This is a genomic window from Nocardiopsis ganjiahuensis DSM 45031 (assembly GCF_000341085.1).
GTDB classification, from domain to species: Bacteria; Actinomycetota; Actinomycetes; order Streptosporangiales; family Streptosporangiaceae; genus Nocardiopsis; species Nocardiopsis ganjiahuensis.
This window is the reverse complement of the sequence record NZ_ANBA01000017.1, coordinates 274,537-294,976: the sequence shown is the minus strand read 5'-3', so window position 1 is coordinate 294,976 and position 20,440 is coordinate 274,537. Positions and strand designations below refer to the sequence as shown.

The following is a 20,440-nucleotide window of genomic DNA, read 5'->3' as shown; positions in this document are numbered from 1 at the left end:
GTATCGTGCGCTCATGGAAGCGCTGGCGGACCGCTTGACCCAGCTGGACTCACACGTCGAGGGCGCGATCAGGGTCGTCGCGTTCTACGACACCCTGATGCGCAGGCGGGTGGACCCGGACGCGCTCGCCCGGGCCTCCGCGGGGTTGGCCGAGTGTGTGGCCGGGAGCCGGCTCCACGCCACGGGTCAGGTGATCCGCATGGCGCCCGACGGCCGACCGGCTCCGGCTCCGGTCGCGGCTCCAGTCCCGGTTCCGGTTCCGGTTCCGGTTCCGGTTCCACCGTCTTCGGGGGCCTCGACGCCCGTATCCGCGCCCCCGTCGGAACCCGCACCGGCGGCGGTTCCGGCCCCGACAGCGTCCACCACGGTTCCGGTGCTCCTCGACGAGGAGGAGATCGGCGCGGTGTGGCTGGAACGGCCCGGTGCGCCCGAACCACTCGACGACGTCCTGTTGGACCGGTTCTCGATCGCCCTCGCGGCGGCCGTCGAACGCTACGGGCCGACCGACACCGCCATGGCCGATCCCGCTCTGGTCGAGCTCGTGATCAGTGCCGACAGCGACGAGCCGGCCCGGGCCCGGGCGCTCCGGCTCCTGGGGTTCGCCGCGAGTCCGCCGGTGCAGGTCGTCGCCCTGCGGTCCGAGTTCCCGTTGGACAGGATCGGCGAGCTGGTCAGCCCGTCCCACCAGGTGAAGGCGGCCCGGCTGGCCGACACCGACGTCCTGCTGAGCACGGGGGTCGATCCGGACCGGTTCCCGCCGGGGGTCCGGGCCGGTGTCGGTGCCACCGAGTCCCCGGACCGTTCCTGGTGGCAGGCCCGCACCGCGCTGCGCTTCACCAGCCCCCGCGAACCCGTCCTCCGCTACGACGCCCTGGGGGCGCTGGCGCTGCTGGCCGAACTTCCTCCGGCGTCGATTCGGGCCAACGCCGACGTGGCCGCCCTCGATCGGCTCGCCGAGCAGCCCTCGGCTCTGGAGACCCTGGACGTCTACTGTGCCGCCGGGTCGGTGCGCCGGGCCGCCGAGCTCCTGCATCTGCACCACAGCAGTGTCGGTCGCCGGATCGAGCAGATCGGCGGCGCCCTGGGAATCGGGATCACCGAACCCGACGGGCTCCTCCGGGCCAGGATCGCCCTCGCCGCCCGGCGGTTGCTGGACGGCTGACACCTCCCGGCCGCACAGGCGGATGCGTGCTCCGCGGCGTCCGCTGCGGAGCGGACGCCGTGCGGGCTTCAGGACTCCGTCGCGGCCCGGTCGGACTCGCTGCGGAGCACGCAGAACTCGTTGCCCTCGGGGTCGGCGAGGACCGCCCAGCCGGTGCCGTCGGGGTTCCGGTGGTCGCTGACGAAGGCGGCACCGATCCCCAGCAGGCGTTCCACCTCCTGCTCACGCGAGGTCTCGGGGCGCAGGCACAGGTGGATCCGGTTCTTGGACCGCTTGGGCTCGGGCACCTGGTTGAAGTGCAGTACCGGGCCCTCGGCCAGCATGACCTGGGTCTCCTCCTCCCCCGGCCGGTCCTCCGGATGCAGTGGACGGCCCGTCACCCTGCTCCAGAACCGGGCCAGCTCGTAGGCATCCGCACAGTCGATCGCCACGTTCTGCAGTATTGAGACCATGCGCGCCAGTCTCCCCGAGATCCCTCCCCCGCGCCACCGGATTGACGCCCGCCGCGAGCGCGCACGGTCCGGGCGCGTGTGGTGGCGCGCCGGGCACGGGGCGCGGCGTCCGGCACCTCCGGACAGGCGGCCGGAACCGCAGCTCGGAAGGGCGCGGGTCAGGTGTGCCGGGGGTCCTGTGGCGTCTCATCGAGCCGAAGGCGGCTCGCGAGCCGGTAGTCGACGTGGACGTCCGTGTAGACCTCTCCGGGCCGGACCGGGCGGGGCAGCCCCGTGCGCTCGCTGCCGGACGTGCCCTCACCGGCCGGCTCGGCCCAGGTGTGCGAGCTGACCTCCGCCGCCTCGCGGAAGGTCAGTTCGTCCGCGGACACCGACGCGCTGACCTCGACGTCGAACGCAGCGGCTTCCTCGTTCTCGTGTCTCATGACCCGTCCCCGTCCTCCGGCTCGTCGTCGAGCTCCTCCGCTGCCCCTGTGACTCCCCCGGCCACCGCCTCCGCCGCCCTTCCGGCTCCCCGGCCCGCCTCACCCGCGAGCTCGCCGGCGCCTCTGGACACCTCCTCGAGCGAGGTCCGCGCACCCTTGGCCACGTGTTCGAGGATCTGCGGATTGGAGTCGATCGTCTTGAGGACCCTGGTGATGATCTCCCGGACGTTGTCGAGCTGGACCTTGAGCAGGGCCTGGGCCTCGACCCCCTTGATGCCGAGGTCCACCCGGCCGAGGTCGACGTCCACGCCCACCTTCAGCTTGAGCAGGTCCAGGACCTCGGCCTGGAGCGAGACGGAGGCCGACAGGTTCTCGACCTCGAGTTCGATCTCGTCGACCTTCACCACCGGGATGTCGAGGTACACATCGGGGTCCCCCGCGCCGGGGGCGGTGCGCTCCCGGCCCGGCTTGGGCTCCCGCGCCCGAACCTCGGACCGCTCCGAACGCGCCGTCCTCGCCCTGGGGGCCCGTTCGGCCGTCGTACCGTCCTTCGCTTCCTTGTCTCCGGTGCTCCGGCCCGCGGCGCCCTGACCACTCCGCTTCATCCCCCGCACCCTTCCGAGCGGTGGGGCACGCTCCGCGCTCTCCTTTCCCGGGAAAGCCCCCGGAGAAGGCCGACCGCCGTCCACCACCCCGTTCGCATGCCTGATCTCCGTGCCCGTCAGGCAGTGTGTGAGTGTGTCGGCCCCTACCCCGGGCCTCTCCCACGAAAACGGTCTCCGCTGGTCAGAGCGGGCGAAAACGCCGGAGAGAGGGACCGATGAACGGCCCTGGGGCTTCCGGAGGCCCAGTGGGGGCGGGGATCCCCGAACCGCCCGTCAACGAGCCGCGCAAGGTGATGTGTACGGGCCGAGGGGGTCGGGTAGTCGGCCCTCCGACAGGGAAAAACGTGACACCGAGGAGGTTGTCGTGGCTGAACCGGCGAGCCCGCTCAAGGACAAGAACTACAACCTGGTCTGGGCCGTGCACCAGTCCCTGGAGAACGTCTGGCGTCTGGAGGGCTACATCAAGGACGCCGAGAGCCAGGGCGACGAGGAACTCGCGAAGTGGTTCCGCCGCATCCAGGAGAACAACCAGAAGGCCGGCGAGCAGGGCAAGCAGATGCTCGTCGAGCGGATCCGCAAGGAGAACGGCTGAGCCCCGCGCGTTCGGTCCACCTGTGGTGAACAAGGGCGGCCCCGGTCCCGACCGGGGCCGCCTCCGTGTCGTGGGGGGTCCCGGACGGCGCCGTTCCCGGAACGGCCACGGTCGTCACGGGCGGTCGGGACCCGCTGCACCGAGACCGTGCTCCCGCCCTCACCGCCCTCCGGGTGCACCGCGGGTGGCCGTCGGCTTCCGGTTCGGTGAACGTCCGACGGCCGCTTCCCCCACGCCTGGACACCGGCCTCCCGTCGGCAGCAGGATCGGTTCCCTGCCGGGCCGGAAAGCCCTCACAAGTCCGGCTGAAACGGAGAATCCGGGTTTCGGGAGAGTCATGGTGAGCCGACGGTCCGATGGCCAGGGCGTCCCCCCGCGGCGCCGGTGGCGGCCGGTCCACACGGGGCTGACGGGCACGCTGGCGACCATGGTCGGGCTGGGAACAGCGCTCCAGGGAATCCCGGAACTGGTCTCCGGGGACAGCGGGCTCCTGCTGGCCGCGATCGGGCTGCTGGGCACCGCGACCGCGGTCACCGCCCAGGTGCTCCTGGAGCGCCCGGAGCGGGCGCCGGAGGCCGGGGACCGCCCGGCGCTGCGGCGCCGCCTGCCTCCCCCGGTGGACCACTTCACCGGGCACGAGGCCCTCATGGCGGAACTGCTGGAGCAGTTCGAGCGCTTCCCTCGCCCCGGTCCCCGTGGTCTGCTCCGCCGAGGGCTGGGGCGGGTACCGGGAGGGCGTTCCCGCAGCCCCCTGGTCCTCGCGATCACCGGTGAGGGCGGCACGGGGAAGAGCCAGCTGGTGGCGCAGATCGTGGACCGGGTCGCCGACCGCTTCCCCGACGGCAAGCTGGAGTTCGAGCTCTACGGTGTGACGGAGCAGGGCCCCTCGGGTCGGCGGGAACCGCGCAGGCCCGAGGACGTGCTCGCGCAGATGGCGGCCGAACTCGGCGGCAGGCCCGCTGACGGTGCCTCCCAGGACGAGCTCTCCGGGCTGTGGAAGACCGCCACCGAGGAACGCCGCCTACTGGTCGTCCTCGACAACGCCAAGGACTACGCGCAGGTCAGGCCCCTGCTTCCCAGCGGCCGGGGCTGTGCCGTGCTGATCACCGGCCGCACCGGGTTCACCGACGCCGAACAGCCCATGCTGCAGCGCAGGCTGGGCCCACTGTCTCCGGAGGAGAGCCTGGAGCTGGTGGACCGGCTGGTCGGGGCCTCCGGGCGCGAACTCACCGCCGGGGACCGCGACGCCCTGCCCGATCTGGTCGAGGCCTGCCACGGCCTCCCCCTGGCGCTCTGCCTGGCGGGCACCCAGCTCACCCTGGAGGACGGCCCGAGCGTCCGGACCCTGCTGGACCGCATGAGGAAGCTGGACGTCCCCGGTCCCAGAGCCGTCGCGCGGTCCCTCGCCTTCAGCCTCCAGCAGTGCGAACCGGGGGAACGGCTGCTCCTGAGCAGACTGGCCGGGGCCGGGCTGACCACCTTCACCGCCTGGGCGGCCGCCGCCCTGCTGGACACCGGGGAGGACGACGCCGGGCGGATGCTGGTGCGGATGAGCCACCGCTACCTGGTGACGTACCTGTACCGCGCGGGCGGGTTCGACCGCTTCCAGCTGCACGACCGGGTCCGGGACACCCTGCTGCTCGCAGGGCCGCACGTTCTGGGGGTCCCGGAGGAGGAACGGGCGGACTGGTCCGCGGAGGAGCTGCGAGCCGCGGTGGACCGCCTGCTCGGCGCGTTCGAGCGGGTCGCCGAGGCCGCGGCCCGCGGCGCCGCCCCGCACGAGTGGAACTTCGGGGCCCCCGTCCCCGGCCGGGACAGAGCCTCCGCGGGGCCTTCGGCCGCAGTGCGCGGTCCGGCCGCCGCACCCGGTCCGAGCGCCGGGCCCGAACCGGCCGCGGTACCGGTTCCGCCCGCGGGGCCCGACCGGCGCGCCGACGCTCCGGTCGCGGTGCCCGCTCCCACCGACGGACTGGCCTGGCTGGACTCCGAGCGCCGAGGGTTCGAGGTGTGCTTCCGGTGGACCGCCCCCGAGCGGGACGGCCGACGGTCCCCCGCGCACGGATGGCGGCTGCGCCGGGCCTTCACCGTCCTGTCGCGGACCGGCCGTACGCACTGGGGCGCCGTGCGCGAGGCCACCAAGGAGGCCACCGAGCTGGCCCTGGAGATGGCGGACCCGTTCGCCTACGGTGTGGCGCTGCTCGACCGGGCCGAGGTGGCCGGGGGCCAGGGCGACCACGAGACCGGGTACGAGCGGGCCCTGACCGCGCTGCACGTCCTGGAACAGCTGGACCCGCCGGTGGATCCGCGCTGGTCGGCGCGGGCGCACCGGGCGGTCGGGGTGAACCTGTACCGCCGCGGCGACCTCGACGACGGCCGGGCCGAGATCGAGCGGGCGGTGCGGATCTTCGAGGAGCACGAGGACCGCTGGTGGTGGGCCCGGACCCTGTGCAACCTGGCCGAGGTCGACCGGTTCCAGGGGCACCTCGAACGCGCCTACGCGCTGCTCTCCCAGGCGGAGAAGCTGCTGGTGGGCTCCCGGGACGTGCCCGAGCAGTGGGCCCGGGTCCAGCTGCAGCGCGGCGAGGTGCTGCGGTTGCGGGGGTACACCCTCAACGCCTGGTTCGTGCTGGCCGACGGCCTGGAGCAGCTCTCCACGGCCCCGAAGGAGAACTGGTACCGGGCCCGCTACCTGCGCTCGCTCGGCCAGCTGTCCACCAACGAACTCAACCGTGAGGCCTGGGCGTGTGAGCTGCTGCTCGGCCCCGGGCACGAACGGGAGCGCCGTCGGCTGACCGCACGGGACCCGGGGTGGCCGCGGCGGCAGCTCGCCAAGGTGACGGGGCTGTTCGTCGAGGGCAGCCAGGAGTACGCACACAGGTGCGCCGAACCCGGCCCGTCGCGCGGACCGCTGCGCGGCCGGAGGATGCTCCGGGACACCTGGCAGGGCGAGCGGCAGATCGACCGGCTGCGGGAGGCGGAGCGGGCGTTCGAGGAGATCGGCGACGACTGGGGGCGGTGGCGCACCTGCCTGGTGTTGGGCCAGGCCCTGCTGGCGGCCGACGGCGGCCGGGGCAAGGAGGAGTTCCTGCGGGCCGCGCGGGGGTTCCGGGAGCTGGGCGACAAGTGGTGGCACGCCCGGGCCCACCGGATGGCGGCCGAGTCGCTCCAGCGGGTGGGTCGGCTGACCGAGGCCGAGGAGCTGGCCCGGGTGGCGATCGAGGGCTACCGGGGGCTGCAGCACCGTTCCGGCCAGCTGCGCGCGATGCGGCTGCTGGCCGGGATCGTGTCCCGGCGCGACCTGCTGGAGGCGTGGCGGATCCTCAACCGGGCCGAGGAACTGGCGGAGGAGGGCGTCCTGTCGGGGGTGGTGCCGGAATCACTGCTCGTGGAGGTCCGGGACATGCTGCGGGTCATCGAGCACGGATCCGATTCCGCCCTGCCCGGCGGCCCGGTGGGCCGTGCCGAGCCGCCCGGACTGCGTGCCGCCGCGGTGGAGGAGCAGGGAAGCGAGAACCCCCGGTAGCCGCCCCCGCTCCCTCCTTCTCCCTCAGGCCAGGAGGGCGGCCGCTGCGCGGAGCAGCTCGGCGGGCTCGGCCCCGGGGTTGAGTGCGGCGGCCAGCTCTTCGGTCAGGGGCTCGCCCTCGAAGAACGCGCTCACCGCCGCGAGGTCGATGGGCTTTTCGTAGTAGTCCTGGAAGCGCTCGTGGAGGACCCGTGCGGGATCCGGCGTGTACAGGGACCTCAGCAGCCAGTCGGAACCGTCCTGCTCGTGACCGGTGATCCCGGTGCGCCAGGCGGTGTCCTGCGGCAGGAACCACAGCAGCGCCGTCACATCCCACTCGTCGCCGCCGGTGAACCCGGCCTCGTCCAGGAAGGGCCTGAACCGGTCGGGCAGGGCGTCCACCGTCCCCGGCCAGTACTCGAGGTCGTCGTTGATGTAGGGACTCACCTCGGACTCGTGGTCGAAACAGCGGATGAGACCGGCGGAATCCGAGAGCGCGACGGAGTAGTCGTCCCCTCCCCCGTTGGACATCGTCGCCAGGTCCCAGCCCGGCCGCCAGTCTGTGGCGTAGTCGTGGAGGCGATACCTGTTCCCGGGCGCGACGAGGAACTCGAGCAGGGCGGTCAGGCGGGACCGCTCCCGCACCGCGGCCGGTTCGGGCAGGAGCGGGGCGACTTCGGAGGCGTTCATGCGAGTCATGCAAGCAGAGAGGTAGGACAGGGCGGGCACGGTCGCCGCCACGCCGCCGACGCGGGGCACGTGTGGAACGCCCGGGCTCGGGTCTCACGCCAGGCCGGTCTCTCTCAGCCGGCAGAGGGCTCGGCGGGGCCGGGCGCGTTCGAGAGGGACGGCGGCCCTCTTGCGCGCGGGCCTGTGGCGGCCCGGAACCCTCCTGTGCGTGCCCATGCGCACAGGTGGTTCCGGACCACCGCGGCTTCCCGTGGCAGAGCCCCGGCCGACTCTGCCGTGGGAGCTTCCGGCATCGGGGACGAACCTCCCTCACCGGCGCGCAAGCGTGCCGTCACCGCGCCTGGCCGCTGCGCCCTGCGGCCGGAGCGGTGGTGACACGGCTCCGCGACCGCTTCAGAGCCCCGCCCGCCATGGGAGCTCGTGGAGCGGCCCGCCCGACTGCCTCGGGTCGCCGCCGACGCGTTCCGTCGCCCGGTCGGATACCGCATCGGAAGTTAGGGGATCGTCCGCCGACCGGTTTCCCGCGGTCGGTGAACCGGGGGGAGTGACGTCCGATCAGCGTGACGGCTGGAGGCCCTCGGGGTCTGGGGGCCGTGTCCCCGGTCTCTCGCCGGCGGTCGTCCGGAGGGAGCGGACGGTCGACCCGTTCCTTCCCCTGGGAACGGGCCCGTTCACCCTCGGTCCGGGGTCGGCCGTCGGAGGCCGGGTCCTGGACACGGGCCTCGTCCGTTTCCCCGGCCCGGAGGACGGTGTCGCCGGAGAGGCCCGGGGTCTGCGTGGATCGGAGGGGCACGGGGCCCGAAGAGGCCTCGTGGTGGGCGGTGCGGTGGTCGGCGTGTGTCCCGGCGTCCTCGACGGCGTCCCGGGAGCCGTTCGGGTCGGTGCCCGTGTCCGGGGCCGGCGGTCGGCTGTGGTCGACCACCAGCACCGGTGGGACGTCCTCGACGTCGAAGCGGCGCCAGGCCGTGCTCCCGGACTCGTCACGCTCTCCGAGCCGCAGGTGGAGGTGGGGTTCCCCGTGGTCCAGGGCCCACTGGTAGGCCTCGGTCACGTCGAACTCCACACCGCCGCCCACGGGGCAGGCCGCCCGTCCGCCCCGGACGTTTCGGGTGTCGATCAGGGCGCGGGCCGCCGGCTGGTCGTTCCAGGTGGTCCCCGCGTGGAAGGGGTCGACTCGGTGCAGTTGCACGAAGGAGTCGCTGCCGCAGTCGTAGGACCACGCCACCTCGACGCGCAGCACGGCGGAGTCCACAGCGGTGTCGGGATCGAGGTCCACGGGGAACCTGAACAGGGCCCTACGGGTGTAGACGCGGTCCCACACGAGGCGCCCCGTGCCCACGCTGGCGGTCTCGGTACCGCTGTGGGGCCGGTCGGGGAAGGCACGGTCCACGTAGGTCCACAGGGAGCTCCCGGCCTCTGCCCGGCCGCCGCCCGGGCTCCCGGGGGTGGCCGGGGCATCGGCGGAGGCGCCGTCGGTTCCGCTCGGGGTCCCGCGTCCTTCGCCGGTCGGCGCGCTCCCGTCCCGTGTACCGCTCCGGTCCCCGGAGACGGCCGTGCCACCTGTGGCGGAGAGGGCCTCCTCCTCGGCTGTGGCGGGAGCGGCTCCCCCCAGCGCAAGGGCCAGGGTGTAAGCCGCACAAGCCGCCGTCGCGCGGGACAGGGAACGACGCATTGCGGGGGTGCCTACACATTCCAACGGAAATCGAAAAGAATTCGAGCGGGACATCCGCGCCCCGCTTCATCCACAAGGAAGTTATCAAATCACCGCAGCAGCACACAAACAACAGAGGTATAAATGCCAACCAAAACCATGGTTAATGTCATCGGAAACATGGACGCCAAGTACTCCGCCAGAACCACCCGAAGACCCGGACGCACTTCATTCGGTGGCCACTAAAAACTGGTTCACATCAAACCGAAAACAAGTCGTGCCGAAGAGCGGCCACACCCTCGCTCCCAGCCCCCCGGGCACGACCGCGATCCGCCCCCGGAGCCGCCCTCCTCCCGAGCGACGGCAGGGGCGGGGAGCCCAACGGGCGCGCCCTCTCCGGCCAGACCGGGTGCCGACCCCGGGGGATTCACGAAGGGCCCGGAACAAGCGGGACCCCGGTCGGTTTCAGCACGGCGGAAAACCCGAATACGCGAACACCAATTTCCGCGAAGACCTTTTCCTGATCCGACGGGGGGCCGGGGCCGCCTCATTCCGGACTGACCGTCCGCGGCGAACCGGCGGGCCACTGATCGGTCACGTCTGCGGCCGGGAAAAGCAGGGGACCGGGTGCGCTGTCGCGCCCGGTCCCCTGACGTGGATCTCGAAGTACGGGTGGTGACCCGTGGTTTCTCCGGTGGCGCCCGTGTCCCCGATGCGCCGTCCCGCGAAGAAGTGCGGCGGGAACGGCGTTCAGCGCGCCCGGCCCCCACTCCGGCGGTAGGGCCACGGCACCGGTTCAGGCCTTCAGCAGGTCCTCCGTGCTGGTACCGGGGAGGCTGACGGTGACCTGGGTGCCCCAGGGGTCCTTCAACGACACGGACCGCCCGTCGTCCGCGAAGTCGAGCCCCCTGTGCTTGAGCCGTGCGGCCAGGGCGTCGAGGTCCTCGCGGGCGGGCACCGTCAGCGCCACGTCGCCGAGGCCCAGACGGGACGCCCGGGGCCCGGCCCCCGCGCTGTTCCACGTGTTCATCGCGACGTGGTGGTGGTAGCCGCCGGCGGCGGCGAACAGGGCGCCGGGGTAGGTGCCCACGGTGACCTCGAAGCCGAGACCGTCCACGTAGAAGTCCCGGGCACGGGGGATGTCGCCCACCTGCAGGTGGACGTGGCCCACCTTGCCGGGCAGGCGGGGGGCGGAGTCCACGGCGGCCTGGTCGAGGTGGTCGCGCAGGAAGGCGTTCGGATCCAGGTACCGGGTGGCCATGCGCAGCTCGCCGTCGGGGCCGTAGAGCCACTCGGAGCGCTCGCGGTCGGTGTAGAGCTCGATGCCGTTGCCCTCGGGGTCGGTGAAGTAGAACGCCTCACTCACCAGGTGGTCCGAGGAGCCCACGAAGCGGCTGCGGCTGTCCTGGGCCGCGCGGTGGACCGTGGCCGCGAGGCCCCGGCGGTCCTCGAAGAGGAAGGCCGTGTGGAAGAGGCCGGCCTCGTGCGGGTCCACTCCGGGCAGGTCCGGGGTGGAGACGAGGCGGACCATGGGGGTGGTGCCGCGCCCGAGTACGCGGTGGACCTGTCGGCCGTGCGCGCGCTCCTCGACGGGTTCGAGCGCGAGGGCGCCCGTGTAGTAGGAGCTCATCAGCTCGAGGTCGCCCACGTGCAGGGTGACCGCGTCCATGACGGTGTCCTTGTCGAGGACTCGGTCGGCGTCGGTGCTCCGCGGGGTCGTGTTGTCGGCCATGACCTGTTCCCTCCAGGGGGTCGGGTGGTGCGCCGTCGCCCCACTCACCGGTTCACAACACCCCTCCGGAACAGGTTATTCGGAAAACAGTTGAGAGCTCAAACACTTCCTCCGCCAGGTTTCGGTGACGGAGGCCCGCCCCGCGTTCGAGGGCGCCACTCGTAACGCACGTCGGGTTCGCCCTCCTCGTTGCGAGTGCCGTCGGTCCACTCCACCGCGTGGAAGCCGTGGCGTTCGTAGAACCGCCGCGCCGGGGCGTTGACCTGGAAGCACCACAGGTCGAGGCCGTCGGGGCGGCGTTCCTTGGCCAGGCCGACGAAGCGGTCGCCCAGGCCGCGGCCACGGTGATCGGGGTCCAGGTAGAGCTGGTCGAGTTCAGGGCCCTCCAACACCAGGAGCCCCAGCACCTCCTCGGCAGCGGAGACCGCCACCCAGGTCTCGGACCGGGGCACGACCACGGCGGCGAACCAGGACCGCACCTCCTCGTCGCTGTGCGCGCGTCGCACGGTGGGCAGAGCCGCAGTGAAGGAACGCAACCACACGTCGGCCGCCGCCGGGGCGTCACGGTCGGTGGCCCGTCGCAGAGTCTCCATGTCAGGGATCATCCCTGGTTTCGCGTGAGTCGCGCATCCCCTTTACCGCTGCCCACCGCCAGCGGGCCCCGCCCCGACCGCTGTTCGGTGGTGTGGCCGTACTCGCGGCACTCGCTCCGAACAGCGACGGGGAACTCCGGCAGCGCCGCCTCGGCGCACGGAGCCCCGCTCCGCGAGGCGCGCTCGCGGGGCGGGGCCCGGTGCCGCACGGGTCGGTCGGACGGTCCGACCCGGGCGGGCTGTCGACCGGCTCGGGGCCGGTCAGTCCACGGGTGCGACCCCTACGGCCACCGCCAGGTCCTCCCAGGACATCCCGGAGCCCTTGAAGACGTTGGGGCGGTCGGTCCGGCGGGTCACCTCGCCGCGGACCAGCGGGGCGAGGCCGACGAGGTCCGCCTCGGTGAGGGCGCCCTCGCCGATGGCGAGGACGACGTCGCCGCACTCGCGCAGGGCCGCGCCGCTCTCCTCGACCACGACGAGCGAACGCCCCATCAGGGCGGCGTCGAGCTCGCGGCGGTCCGGCTCGTGTGAACCCATGGCGACGACGCAGGCACCGTCCTTGATCAGGGAACCGTCGAACAGCGGGTCCTTGGCGGAGGTCGCGCACACGACGATGTCGGCCTCGGTGACGTCGGCGACGGTGCCCGCCTCGGCGGGGACGCCGCGTCCGGTGAGCTCCTGGACGGCGGCGGCCACCTTGTGCGGGGTCCGACCGACCATGCGGACGCTCGTGAGCTCCCGGATGCCCGCCACCGCGACGGCGTGCTCCACCGCCTGGGGGCCGCTGCCGAACACCACGAGGCGGGAGGCCGCGGGTGCGGCGAGCCGGTCGGCCGCCACGGCTGAGGTCGCCGGGGTGCGCAGCGAGGTGAGGGTGACCCCGTCGACGAGCAGCCGCGGAGTGAGGGTTCGGGCGTCCATCAGCATGTAGACGGCCTGGATCCGCGGCAGGTCGCGCGCGGGGTTGTCCGGGGACACGGACGCGACCTTGACGCCGACCCAGTCGCCCAGGGTCGAGGGCATGAGCAGCAGGTGCCCGTCCCCGGCGTCGGTGTGGGAGCGGGCCGGGTCCCCCGCGGGGTCGAAACCGTCGAGCAGGGCCCGCTCGATCAGCTCGAACGCCCGCCTGGGCCCGACGCGCTCGCGGAGTTCCGCGGCGCTCACGAAGGGCAGCCCGGTGAGTGTGCCGGTCATGCGGTCACCTCGGACCTGTTGTCGCCCTCGGCCTGCTCGCGGGCCTCGATCAGGGCGCTCTCCTTGCGCACGACGCGGCCGGAGACCGCGACGGCGGAGAAGGAGATGACCGCCAGGATCACCAGGTAGGTGGCGATCGGCCACCAGGCGCCGTCGAAGCGGGCCAGCAGCCAGGTCGCCAGCAGCGGGGCGGTGCCGCCGGCCAGCGCGGCACCGATCTGGTAGCCGAGGGTCACGCCGGTGTAGCGCACGCGGGTCGTGAAGATCTCGGAGGTGAGGGTGCCGAGGGTGGCGGTGACCGGGGGCCACGCGACGCCGAGGGCGATCACGACGGCCGCGTACACGGCCCAGCTCATCTGGAGGTCGAGCAGCATGAAGAAGGGCGCCGCGAACAGGGCGATGAGCACGGTGCCGCCGAGGTAGACCTTCGGGCGGCCGAGGCGGTCCGAGAGCGAGCCCATGAGCAGGATGCCGCAGGTGCTGACCAGCGCACCCGCGCTGACGGCGTTGAGGACCACCGACTGCTGCACGTCGAGCGTGCCCGTGGCGTAGCTGACGACGAAGGTCGCGAAGATGTAGAACGGCGCGGTCTCGACGACCTTGGCGCCGACCGCGACGAGCACCGAGCGCCAGTGGTCGCGCAGCGTGTCCTTGATGGGCAGCTTGGCGACGTTGCCGGACTCCTTGGCCTCGCGGAACGCGGGCGTCTCGGCGAGGCCCTTGCGGGTCCACAGGCCGACGAAGACCAGGACGACGCTGGCGATGAAGGGGATGCGCCAGCCCCAGGCCTCGAAGGACCCCTGGGGGAGCATGCTGACCAGGCCGAAGGCGACCGTGGACATGAGCATGCCGATGGTGATGCCGGTCTGGGGCACCGACCCGAAGAAGCCGCGGCGGCCCTCGGGCGCGTACTCGTAGGCCAGGAGCAGGGCGCCGCCCCACTCGCCGCCGATCGCGAGGCCCTGGACGACCCGGCACAGGATCAGCAGGACCGGGGCGAGGATGCCGACCTGGTCGTAGTTGGGCAGCAGACCGATCGCCACGGTGGCGCCGCCCATGAGCGACAGGGTGATGACCAGGGTCTTCTTGCGCCCGATCCGGTCACCGATGTGGGAGAAGACGATCCCGCCGAACGGCCGGATGAAGAAGGTGAGCGACAGGGTCAGGTACGACAGCATCAACGAGATCACGGGATCGTCGTTGGGGAAGAACTGCTTGTCGAAGATGAGCGCCGCGGCGGTGGCGTACAGGAAGAAGTCGAACCACTCGATCGCGCTGCCGCTGAGGCTGCCGAAGAGGACACGGCGGTTGGTGGCCGGTTTGCCGACCACCGAGTGCTGCGAGGCCACGCACAACTCCTCGAGTCAGGGCCCGATGTGACGCGGGCCTCAGGATAGGGACCTGTGCAACGTACAATTGCACCTACCCCGAAGCAAGGCCCGTGACCGAATCGACGCAGCTCAGCTACCCGGCCATCACCGGACGCCGTCCCCCGCCGGCGCCGCACCGGCCCCGTCAGGCCTCCGCGCGCCCCGCCCAGACCCCCCGCACGTGCCCGAGGTGGTGGCGCATGAGCGCCTCCGAACCCGCGGCGTCACCGGCTTCGAGGCGGTCCAGCAGGGCGTGGTGCTCCTGGGCCGTCTCCACCAGGCGCCCCTCCTCGTACAGGCCGCGCAGGGCCGACAGCCGCGACATCCCGCGGAGCCTGCGCACCTCCTCGACCAGCCTCCCGTTGCCCGCGATGGCGAGCAGTTGGAGGTGGAAGGCCATGTCGTTGGCGATGAACTCGCGCAGTTCCCCGGTCTCGGCGGTCTCCGTCAGCCGGTCGGCCAGCGGGCGCAGCGCGGTGATCTGCTCGACGGTGGCGATCCCGGCGACCCGGCCGACGGTGGGGACCTCGATGAGCGCGCGCAGTTCGATGATCTCGTCGAGCGCGACGTCGCCCAACTCCGCCACGCGGTACCCCCGGTGCCGCAGGGTCTCGACCAGCCCCTCCTGAGTCAGCTCCATCATGGCCTCGCGGACCGGGGTCGCGGACACACCGAGGCGTTCGGCCAGGGCCGGGGCCGAGTAGACGGTGCCGGGTTCGAGCTCTCCGGCGATCATGGCCTCACGCAGGATCTCGGTCACCCGGGAGCGCAGACTGGTGTGCTCCGTGAGCGAACCGAGGGCCGGTCCGGACCGGCCCCGCGGTGCGTCGATGCTCATGTGTGGTTGTTCCTCCCCAGACCGGACTCCGTCCGTTCCAGAATGCCACGCGCGTCCGGCCCCGGCCGGGTCGTCCGTTCCTTACCCGCTCTTTGGTTTGTCCGATCTCAACCTCGGGCAGCGGAATGACTGCGATCCGTAACCGAGCAGAGAGACGAAGAGGAACGAAGATGATCCGCAAGCTTTCCGAAATGGGAGTCACCTCCGAGATGGCCTACTGCGCGGGGGGCGTGTCCATCGGCCTGACCGTGCTGACGTGGCTGACCTCCCTGAAGAAGGAGGCCGCAGGCAAGGACGCGGCCGAGCGGAAGGGGCTGTTCGTCGGCGAGTGGGCGCCGACCTTCTTCGCGCTCGGGGTGGCCCTCAGGCTCGAGGAGAACCGCAAGTAGGGCGGCCCCGTAGGGGCGGGCGCTAACGCGGCCCCGCCGACGGCGCCCCCGGCCGGACGCTCCGGCCGGGGGCGCCGTCATGCCCTGGACCGTGTTCCGTCCGCAGCCCCTGAAGCGGGGCGCGCCCGCCCCGGGCCCCGTCCCCGACCTCCCGCCGGCCGACTTCGTCCAAAGCATTGACGAAGTGTCGCCGCGCTGGCAGTGTACGCGGCATCTGCCAGGGGACGACCGAACGGAGACCCACCGTGCACGACGACCGGCGGCTGACCGAGGCACGACTGGACCGCGTTCTACGAGAACGCGTATGGCCCGCGGTGTACACGACGTCGATCCCCCTGGAGGTGGCGCGCTGGGACGCGCCGGGCGAACCGGTCCCGGCGGCGGAGGGGATCAGCGCTCCCCACGAACCCGCGCGCGTGGGTGACGCGTGGGGTCCGGCCTGGGGTACGACCTGGTTCCGGCTGCGCGGTGAGGTACCGGCCGAGTGGGCGGGCCGCACCGTGGAGGCCGTGTTCGACCTGGGCTTCGACGCCTCGATGCCGGGCTTCCAGTGCGAAGGGCTCGTCCACCTCGCGGACGGCACCGTGGTCAAGGGCCTCAACCCCCGCAACGCCTGGATCCCGGTCGGCGCCCCGGCCGCCGGCGGCGAGGGCGTCGAGTTCCATGTGGAGGCGGCCGCCAACCCGGTCATCCTCGGCAACCCCCCGTTCCAGCCCACCGAGCTGGGTTCCGGACGCGGCCCCGAGGACCGGCCCCTGTACCGGCTGGCCCGCGCCGACCTGGCGGTGTTCGAACAGCAGGTGTGGGAGCTGGCTCTGGACCTGGAGGTCGCGGGCGGCCTCATGCGCGAACTCGACACCGGGGACCCGCGCCGCTGGGACCTCCTGCGCGCCCTGGGCCGGACCCTGGACGCCCTCGACCTCCAGGACGTCCCCGGCACCGCCGAACGGGCGCGCGCGGTCCTGGCCCCGGAGCTGAGCGCGCCCGCCTCGGCCAGTGCCCACCGGGTGTCCGCGGTGGGGCACGCGCACATCGACTCCGCCTGGTTGTGGCCGCTCCGCGAGACCGTGCGCAAGGTGGCCCGGACCAGCGCGAACGTGGTGGCGCTAATGGACGGCCACCCGGAGTTCGTGTTCGCGATGTCGCAGGCCCAGCAGTGGGCCTGGCTCAAGGAGCACCGCCCGGACGTGTTCGCCCGGGTCGTGAAGGCCGCCGGGGCCGGGCAGTTCGTCCCGGTCGGCGGCATGTGGGTGGAGTCCGACACCAACATGCCCGGCTCCGAGGCGCTGGCCCGCCAGTTCACCTTCGGCAAGCGCTTCTTCCGCGACGAGCTGGGGGTGGACACCCAGGAGGTGTGGCTGCCCGACTCCTTCGGCTACTCCGCCGCGCTCCCCCAGCTGGTGCGGCTGTCCGGATCGCGCTGGTTCCTCACCCAGAAGATCTCCTGGAGCCAGGTCAACAGGTTCCCGCACCACACCTTCTGGTGGGAGGGCCTGGACGGCACCCGGGTGTTCACCCACTTCCCGCCGGTGGACACCTACAACTCCGAGCTCACCGGCCACGAGCTCGCGCACGCCTCACGCAACTTCCGCGACAAGGGCGGCTCCTCGCGTTCCCTCGTGCCGTTCGGCCACGGGGACGGGGGCGGCGGACCCACCCGCGAGATGCTGGCCCGGGCGGCCCGCCTGCGCGACCTGGAGGGTTCGCCGACGGTGGAGATCGAGCACCCGGCGGAGTTCTTCGCCAAGGCGCACGAGGAGTACGCCGACGCCCCGGTCTGGCTCGGCGAGCTCTACCTGGAGTTCCACCGGGGCACCTACACCAGCCAGACCGCGACCAAGCAGGGCAACCGGCGGTCGGAGCACCTGCTGCGCGAGGCCGAGCTGTGGGCGGCCACGGCGACGGTGCGCAGGGGCGTCGAGTACCCGTACGAGCGGCTGGAACGCGTCTGGCGCACGGTGCTGCTCAACCAGTTCCACGACATCCTGCCCGGCAGTTCCATCTCCTGGGTGCACCGGGAGGCCGCCGCCGCCTACCGGGAGGTCGCCGCGGAGCTGGAGGAGGTCGTCAACGAGTCCCAGTACGCCCTGAGCGACGGGTTCGACCCGGACGGCCCGGGGGCCGGGGCGGGGCAGCGGGTGGTCTTCAACCCGACCCCGCACGAACGCGACGGGGTGCCCGCCCTGGGCGCCCTCCCCCTCGCACAGGTGGGCGGCCCCGGCACCGCCGACGCCTCGATCACCCCGGCCGGGGACGGATATGTGCTGGACAACGGGCTGCTGACGGTCCGTGTGGACGCCCGGGGCCTGGTCACCTCGGTCCTGGACCGGGCCGGGGAGCCGCAGGGGCGGGAGGTGCTCGCCCCGGGACGGCCGGGCAACCTGCTCCAGGTCCACCAGGACCTGCCCAACCAGTGGGACGCCTGGGACGTGGACGAGTTCTACCGCAACACCACCGTGGACCTGACCGGAGCCGACTCCGTGGAACCGGTGGACCCCGCCGGCTCCCCCGGATCCGCTCCGGGCACCGCCGCGCTGCGCGTCACCCGTTCCTTCGGGGACTCCTCGGTGGTCCAGGTGGTCTCGCTCAGCCCGGGCGCCCGCCGGCTGGACGTGGAGACGGTCGTGGACTGGCACGAACGCGAGAAGTTCCTCAAGGCGGCCTTCCCCCTGGACGTGCGCGCGCACGAGTCGTCGTCGGAGATCCAGTTCGGCCACGTGAAGCGGCCCGCGCACACCAACACCTCGTGGGACTCGGCGAAGTTCGAGATCTGCGCCCACCGCTGGGTGCACGTCGCCGAGCCCGGGTACGGGGTGGCGGTGCTCAACGACTCCACCTACGGGCACGACGTGACCCGGGACGTCCGCGCGGACGGCGGCACCACGACCACGGTGCGGCTGTCGCTCCTGCGCGCCCCGCGCTTCCCCGACCCCGACACCGACCAGGGCGAGCACCGGTTCCGGTACGCGCTGGCCCCGGGCGCGGAGATCGAGGACGCGGTCCGCGAGGGGTACCGGATCAACCTGCCCGTCCGGGAGGTGCCCGGAGCCACCGCCGTCGAGCCGCTGGTGACGGTGGCCGACCCCGGTGTGGTGGTGGAGGCGGTCAAGCTCGCCGACGACCGCTCCGGTGACGTGGTGGTGCGGCTCTACGAGGCCCGGGGCGGTCGCGCCCGGACCGTGGTGGACGTGAACCTGCCGGTGCGCGGAGTGCGCGCGGTGAACCTGCTGGAGGAGGACTACGAGGAGGCCCCGGAGCTGGACGTGCGCGTGCCCGCCGACGGCGGCGGGGAGCAGGGTTCGGTGACCGTCTCGCTGCGGCCGTTCCAGATCCTCACCCTGCGCCTGGAGCGCTGACCCGGACCCGCACCACCCGTCGGCCCGGGCTCGTCCGCCTCGAGCCCGGGCCGGCGGTCCGCGGTGGCGCTTCCCGCCACCGGTGGCGGCCCCGACGCCGCGATCGCCTCCGGTGGCGGGATCCCCCGGCTACCCCTTGACCGCGCCGCCCAGGGCGAAGCGGCCGCCGAGCGCCCGCGAGACCGCCATGTAGAGCACGACCACCGGGACGGTGTAGAGCAGCGAGTACGCGGCGAGCTCGCCGTAGCGCACGGACCCGTACTGGCCGAAGAACGTGAACACACGCACCGCGGCCGGCATCTTGTCCGGGCTCGTGAGCAGGATGAACGGGACGAAGAAGTTGCCCCACGTGGTGACCAGGGTGAAGATCGCGACGACCGCCAGCCCGGGGGCCAGCAGCGGGGCCACCAGGTAGCGGATCGACTGCCAGGCCGAGGCCCCGTCCACCCAGGCGGCCTCCTCCAACGTGATGGGGATGCCGTCGATGAAGTTCTTGGTCAGCCAGATCCCGAACGGCAGCGTGCTGGCGGCCAGGAACAGGGTGGTGGCGACCAGCGAGTTCAGCAGGTTGGCCTGCACGAACATCCCGTACACCGGGACCATGATCGCCGTGACGGGCAGCCCGGTGGCGAACAGCACGGTGTACAGGAACGGCTTCTTGAACCTGAGGTTGTAGCGGGAGATGGGGTACGCGGCCAGCATCGAGCACACAGCGGTGATGACCGCCGCTCCACCGCAGGTCAGAATGCTGTTCCAGATCGGCCGGTAGACGATCTCCGGTGTCATGATCGACGTGAAGTGGTCCAGCGTGAACCCCGAGGGCGGGCCGGCGCGCAGGGAGGGTTCGGGATCGACCGACGCGAAGACCATCCACAGCGACGGGACCAGGAACAGCACGGCCAGGACGCCCAGGACCAGGTAGGCGAGGAAGCCGCCCGCGGCCCGGCTCGGGGCGCTGACGACGGCACGGACCCGCCCTGAGGGACTCTCACTCACCTGTTCTCCTCCTTACGGAGCATCCACACGTACACGACCGAGAACAGCCCGGCGACGACGAGCAGCGCCAACGCGATGGCGGTGCCGTAGCCCAGGTCGCCCATGCGCAGCGCCTCCTGGTACATCAGCAGCGGGAGCGTGGTGCTCCGGGCCCCCGGCCCGCCCGAGGTCATCACGAAGATCAGGGTGAACACCTGGACGGTCTGGAGCGTGATGAGGAGCAGGGTGGTGGCCAGGGTCCGCCTCAGGAGCGGGATCACGACGTGCCACAGGACCTGGAAACCGGAGGCGCCGTCCACCCTCGCCGCCTCCTTGAGGTCCTCGGGCACCTCGGACAGCCCCGCCGAGTAGGTCATCATCGAGAAGGCGGTGCCCTTCCAGATGTTGGCCAGGACCACCGCCAGGAGCGGGGCGGTGAACAGCCAGTTCTGCGGCCCGGCGCCGAACCAGGCCAGCACGGAGTTCAGCGTGCCCTCCCGTTCGAGGAAGGCGTACCAGACGAACCCGGCCACGACCTCGGGCACCACCCACGCGCCCACGACGATCGCGCCCACCACGGCGCGCACCGCCCCGTTGCGGTTCTGGAGCAGCAGTGCCAGCGCCAGGCCGAGCACCGTCTGGCCGAACACGCACCCCACGAGGAAGACCACGGTGAGCAGGGTGGCGGTCCGGAAACGGGGGTCCGAGAGCAGTTCGCCGAAGTTGTCCAGACCCACGAACTCGGTCTGCGCCGCCTGCGCGCCGGTCAGGGCGGCGTTGGTGAGGGAGGCCCACACCGTCCACAGGATCGGCCCCGCGAAGAAGGCCAGGAGCAGGAACAGGGCCGGGGCCATCGGGATGACCCACCGGGCCGCCCGGGGCAGGGGACGGCGCGGCCGAACCGAGGCCATCGG

At 72.3% G+C, this 20,440-nt stretch carries 17 protein-coding genes; 5 read left to right on the top strand and 12 right to left on the bottom strand.

What is annotated here, in order from left to right:
* Positions 1 to 13 precede the first annotated feature (13 nt).
* Positions 14 to 1,162, top strand: a complete 1,149-nt coding sequence (locus tag D458_RS0124440; protein WP_017589354.1) for a helix-turn-helix domain-containing protein — start codon at positions 14 to 16, stop codon at positions 1,160 to 1,162.
* 68 nt (positions 1,163 to 1,230) lie between these two features.
* Here the strand turns inward: D458_RS0124440 and D458_RS0124435 are convergent, their stop codons facing one another.
* The 3 genes from D458_RS0124435 to D458_RS37710 form a co-directional block, all read right to left on the bottom strand.
* The gene (locus D458_RS0124435; protein ID WP_017589353.1) at positions 1,231 to 1,614 is read right to left on the bottom strand and encodes a VOC family protein; all 384 of its coding nucleotides are present in this window, start codon (positions 1,612 to 1,614) and stop codon (positions 1,231 to 1,233) included.
* 158 nt (positions 1,615 to 1,772) lie between these two features.
* Complete coding sequence (locus tag D458_RS0124430) at positions 1,773 to 2,039, bottom strand: hypothetical protein (protein ID WP_017589352.1); 267 nt, start codon at positions 2,037 to 2,039, stop codon at positions 1,773 to 1,775.
* Positions 2,036 to 2,644 carry a hypothetical protein gene (locus D458_RS37710; protein ID WP_017589351.1) on the bottom strand — a complete coding sequence of 203 codons (609 nt, stop codon included), beginning with the start codon at positions 2,642 to 2,644 and terminating at the stop codon, positions 2,036 to 2,038. Before D458_RS37710 ends, D458_RS0124430 begins: the two co-directional genes overlap by 4 nt.
* Before the next feature lie 364 nt (positions 2,645 to 3,008).
* Here D458_RS37710 and D458_RS0124420 point away from each other — a divergent pair, with 364 nt between their 5' ends.
* On the top strand, positions 3,009 to 3,236 hold the full coding sequence (locus D458_RS0124420; RefSeq protein ID WP_017589350.1) for a hypothetical protein: 228 nt from the start codon (positions 3,009 to 3,011) through the stop codon (positions 3,234 to 3,236).
* A 427-nt stretch (positions 3,237 to 3,663) separates the two neighbouring features.
* On the top strand, positions 3,664 to 6,759 hold the full coding sequence (locus D458_RS0124415) for an NB-ARC domain-containing protein (RefSeq protein WP_239648056.1): 3,096 nt from the start codon (positions 3,664 to 3,666) through the stop codon (positions 6,757 to 6,759).
* Between the two features lie 24 nt (positions 6,760 to 6,783).
* Here D458_RS0124415 and D458_RS0124410 read toward each other — a convergent pair whose 3' ends face one another.
* The 7 genes from D458_RS0124410 to D458_RS0124380 all read right to left on the bottom strand — a co-directional run bounded on the left by D458_RS0124410 (position 6,784) and on the right by D458_RS0124380 (position 14,806).
* A complete protein-coding gene (locus tag D458_RS0124410; protein WP_017589348.1) occupies positions 6,784 to 7,428 on the bottom strand; it encodes a hypothetical protein in 645 nt (214 codons plus the stop codon).
* Between the two features lie 331 nt (positions 7,429 to 7,759).
* The gene (locus D458_RS34115) at positions 7,760 to 9,100 is read right to left on the bottom strand and encodes a DNRLRE domain-containing protein (RefSeq protein WP_051049776.1); all 1,341 of its coding nucleotides are present in this window, start codon (positions 9,098 to 9,100) and stop codon (positions 7,760 to 7,762) included.
* 775 nt (positions 9,101 to 9,875) lie between these two features.
* Positions 9,876 to 10,811, bottom strand: coding sequence for a VOC family protein (locus D458_RS0124400; protein ID WP_017589347.1), 936 nt, complete (start codon positions 10,809 to 10,811; stop codon positions 9,876 to 9,878).
* 98 nt (positions 10,812 to 10,909) lie between these two features.
* Positions 10,910 to 11,404, bottom strand: a complete 495-nt coding sequence (locus tag D458_RS0124395) for a GNAT family N-acetyltransferase (protein WP_204366918.1) — start codon at positions 11,402 to 11,404, stop codon at positions 10,910 to 10,912.
* 261 nt (positions 11,405 to 11,665) lie between these two features.
* Positions 11,666 to 12,598 carry an ornithine cyclodeaminase family protein gene (locus D458_RS0124390; RefSeq protein WP_017589345.1) on the bottom strand — a complete coding sequence of 311 codons (933 nt, stop codon included), beginning with the start codon at positions 12,596 to 12,598 and terminating at the stop codon, positions 11,666 to 11,668.
* On the bottom strand, positions 12,595 to 13,947 hold the full coding sequence (locus D458_RS0124385) for an MFS transporter (RefSeq protein ID WP_017589344.1): 1,353 nt from the start codon (positions 13,945 to 13,947) through the stop codon (positions 12,595 to 12,597). The genes D458_RS0124390 and D458_RS0124385 overlap by 4 nt, the downstream gene beginning before the upstream one ends.
* Before the next feature lie 166 nt (positions 13,948 to 14,113).
* Positions 14,114 to 14,806: a GntR family transcriptional regulator gene (locus tag D458_RS0124380; RefSeq protein WP_017589343.1), complete on the bottom strand. Its 693-nt coding sequence runs from the start codon at positions 14,804 to 14,806 to the stop codon at positions 14,114 to 14,116.
* Positions 14,807 to 14,976: 170 nt separating this feature from the next.
* On the opposite strand from D458_RS0124380, the gene D458_RS0124375 reads away from it, so the two are divergent.
* Both D458_RS0124375 and D458_RS0124370 read left to right on the top strand, forming a co-directional pair.
* The gene (locus D458_RS0124375; RefSeq protein ID WP_017589342.1) at positions 14,977 to 15,195 is read left to right on the top strand and encodes a hypothetical protein; all 219 of its coding nucleotides are present in this window, start codon (positions 14,977 to 14,979) and stop codon (positions 15,193 to 15,195) included.
* Between the two features lie 245 nt (positions 15,196 to 15,440).
* Positions 15,441 to 18,551 carry an alpha-mannosidase gene (locus D458_RS0124370; protein WP_017589341.1) on the top strand — a complete coding sequence of 1,037 codons (3,111 nt, stop codon included), beginning with the start codon at positions 15,441 to 15,443 and terminating at the stop codon, positions 18,549 to 18,551.
* 129 nt (positions 18,552 to 18,680) lie between these two features.
* Here D458_RS0124370 and D458_RS0124365 read toward each other — a convergent pair whose 3' ends face one another.
* On the bottom strand, positions 18,681 to 19,547 hold the full coding sequence (locus D458_RS0124365; RefSeq protein WP_017589340.1) for a carbohydrate ABC transporter permease: 867 nt from the start codon (positions 19,545 to 19,547) through the stop codon (positions 18,681 to 18,683).
* Positions 19,544 to 20,437, bottom strand: coding sequence for a carbohydrate ABC transporter permease (locus D458_RS0124360; RefSeq protein ID WP_017589339.1), 894 nt, complete (start codon positions 20,435 to 20,437; stop codon positions 19,544 to 19,546). The genes D458_RS0124365 and D458_RS0124360 overlap by 4 nt, the downstream gene beginning before the upstream one ends.
* Between the last annotated feature and the right edge of the window lie 3 nt (positions 20,438 to 20,440).

Bases quoted from the DNA above. Each gene is read 5' to 3' on its own strand.
- D458_RS0124440 (WP_017589354.1), top strand. From the start codon at position 14: ATGGAAGCGCTGGCGGACCGCTTGACCCAGCTGGACTCACACGTCGAG.
- D458_RS0124435 (WP_017589353.1), bottom strand. From the start codon at position 1,614: ATGGTCTCAATACTGCAGAACGTGGCGATCGACTGTGCGGATGCCTAC.
- D458_RS0124430 (WP_017589352.1), bottom strand. From the start codon at position 2,039: ATGAGACACGAGAACGAGGAAGCCGCTGCGTTCGACGTCGAGGTCAGC.
- D458_RS37710 (WP_017589351.1), bottom strand. From the start codon at position 2,644: ATGAAGCGGAGTGGTCAGGGCGCCGCGGGCCGGAGCACCGGAGACAAG.
- D458_RS0124415 (WP_239648056.1), top strand. From the start codon at position 3,664: ATGGTCGGGCTGGGAACAGCGCTCCAGGGAATCCCGGAACTGGTCTCC.
- D458_RS0124410 (WP_017589348.1), bottom strand. From the start codon at position 7,428: ATGAACGCCTCCGAAGTCGCCCCGCTCCTGCCCGAACCGGCCGCGGTG.
- D458_RS34115 (WP_051049776.1), bottom strand. From the start codon at position 9,100: ATGCGTCGTTCCCTGTCCCGCGCGACGGCGGCTTGTGCGGCTTACACC.
- D458_RS0124400 (WP_017589347.1), bottom strand. From the start codon at position 10,811: ATGGCCGACAACACGACCCCGCGGAGCACCGACGCCGACCGAGTCCTC.
- D458_RS0124395 (WP_204366918.1), bottom strand. From the start codon at position 11,404: ATGGAGACTCTGCGACGGGCCACCGACCGTGACGCCCCGGCGGCGGCC.
- D458_RS0124390 (WP_017589345.1), bottom strand. From the start codon at position 12,598: ATGACCGGCACACTCACCGGGCTGCCCTTCGTGAGCGCCGCGGAACTC.
- D458_RS0124380 (WP_017589343.1), bottom strand. From the start codon at position 14,806: ATGAGCATCGACGCACCGCGGGGCCGGTCCGGACCGGCCCTCGGTTCG.
- D458_RS0124375 (WP_017589342.1), top strand. From the start codon at position 14,977: ATGATCCGCAAGCTTTCCGAAATGGGAGTCACCTCCGAGATGGCCTAC.
- D458_RS0124360 (WP_017589339.1), bottom strand. From the start codon at position 20,437: ATGGCCTCGGTTCGGCCGCGCCGTCCCCTGCCCCGGGCGGCCCGGTGG.